Here is a 1,832-nt window from a genome sequence, read left to right on the forward strand (position 1 = left end):
GGTCGCCTGCCGCGTCGCCTCGACCGCCGCCGCCAGAGACGTCTCCCCCGCCAGATGCGCCGCGAACTCGCGCACCCCCACGGCCTTCATCGCCGGCAGGGCCGGGTCCAGCCCGCGCGCGAGCAGCGCCCGAACCTCGTCCAGCGCCCCGGCCTCGACCATATGCGCCACGCGCGCGTCGCAGGCGGCGTACAGCGCCGCCCGGTCGGGCTCGATCACCCTCCCGGTCCACGACCCGGGCGCCAGCAGCGGCGTCGTGTCGGCGGTCCAGTCGCTGAGCGCCCGGCCGGTGTGTTCTGCCACCGCCATGGCCCGGGTCAGCCGCTGCCGGTCGCCCGCCTCGATCCGCGCCGCCGCCGCCGGGTCCAGATCGGCCAGTCGCCGCCGGAAGGCGGTCTCCCCCTCCGCCTCCCAGGCCCGGTCCGCCGCCTCGCGCGCCTCGACCGGAATGTCGGGAATATCCGCCAACCCCTTGGTCAGGGCCGTGAAATAGAGGCCGGTTCCACCGACGAACAGCACCGGCCGTCCGTCCAGTCCGGCCAGGGTCTCCATCGCCGCCCGGCTCCAGCGCCCCACCGACCAGGCGTCGGCCGCGTCCGCGATCCCGTACAGCCGGTGCTCCGCCTGCGCCTCCTCTTCGGGCGACGGCCGGGCGCTCAGCACCCGCAGGTCGGCGTACAGCTGCTGGCTGTCGGCGTTGACGATCACCGCCCCGGTCCGCGCCGCGATCTCCAGCGCCAGCGCCGACTTGCCCGAGGCGGTCGGGCCGGCCAGCAGCGTCACGGCGGGTGGGGATGTGCTCAGGGACAAATCGGCGCTCGCGGGGATGACCTATATCGGCGATAGAACGCCCGCCTCGCGCGCGGCGCCCCCGAGCGTCTTACAGGAGCCTCCCGTCGTGTCCCATCCGCCTCTCGACCGCAACCAGGTCATCGCCGCCCTCGACCGGGTGATCGATCCGAAGAGCGGGCGGGGACTGGTCGCCGCGGGTCTGGTCCAGGGCCTGACGGTGGCGGACGACCGCGCCGGCTTCGTCCTGGAGGTCCCGGCCCGCGAGACCGCCCTCTACGCCCCCGTCCGAGACGCCGCCGAGGCCGCCCTCAAGGCCCTTCCCGGCATGGCCCGCGTCTCGGTGGTGCTGACCGCCGAGGCGGTGCAGAAGCCGCGCTTCAAGTCCGCCGCCCTGTCGCCCCAGGCCGTCGACCAGACGCGCGCCAGGGCCCCGGTCCCCACTGACCGCCCCGCCCACGTCCGCCGCGTCCTCGCCATCGCCTCGGGCAAGGGCGGCGTCGGCAAGTCCACCGTCGCCGCCAACCTCGCCGCCGCCCTCGCCGCGCGGGGCCTGTCGGTCGGCATCCTCGACGCCGACGTCTACGGCCCCTCGATGCCGACCATGCTCGGCGTCTCGGGCAAGCCGGAATACCGCGACGACCGGATGGAGCCGCACCTCGCCCACGGCCTCAAGGTCATGTCGATCGGCCTGCTGACGGAGAAGACCGACGCCATGGTCTGGCGCGGCCCCATGGCCTCCCAGGCCCTGACCCAGATGCTGACCCAGACCCGCTGGGGGAGCGAGGCCGCGCCGCTCGACGTCCTCGTCGTCGACCTGCCGCCCGGCACCGGCGACGTCCAGCTGACCCTGATCCAGAAGACCCCGCTGGACGGCGCCGTCATCGTCTCGACCCCGCAGGAGGTGGCCCTGGCCGACGCCCGCCGCGCCCACGCCCTGTTCCAGAAGGTCAAGGTCCCGACCCTCGGCCTGATCGAGAACATGAGCGGCGACGTCTTCGGTCGCGGCGGCGCGGCGGCCGAGGCCGAGCGCCTCGGCGTGC

General features: G+C 74.8%; 2 protein-coding genes. One reads left to right on the forward strand and one right to left on the reverse strand.

All coding sequences use genetic code 11. From position 1 onward, the window contains the following. On the reverse strand, positions 1–810 hold an 810-nt coding region (miaA, locus tag RDU12_RS15470; RefSeq protein ID WP_308685538.1), incomplete at its 3' end, for a tRNA (adenosine(37)-N6)-dimethylallyltransferase MiaA. Positions 811–898: 88 nt separating this feature from the next. On the opposite strand from miaA, the gene RDU12_RS15475 reads away from it, so the two are divergent. Further along, on the forward strand, positions 899–1,832 hold a 934-nt coding region (locus tag RDU12_RS15475; RefSeq protein ID WP_308685540.1), incomplete at its 3' end, for an Mrp/NBP35 family ATP-binding protein.

The organism is Brevundimonas sp., assembly GCF_031082345.1.
Taxonomy (GTDB): Bacteria; Pseudomonadota; Alphaproteobacteria; order Caulobacterales; family Caulobacteraceae; genus Brevundimonas.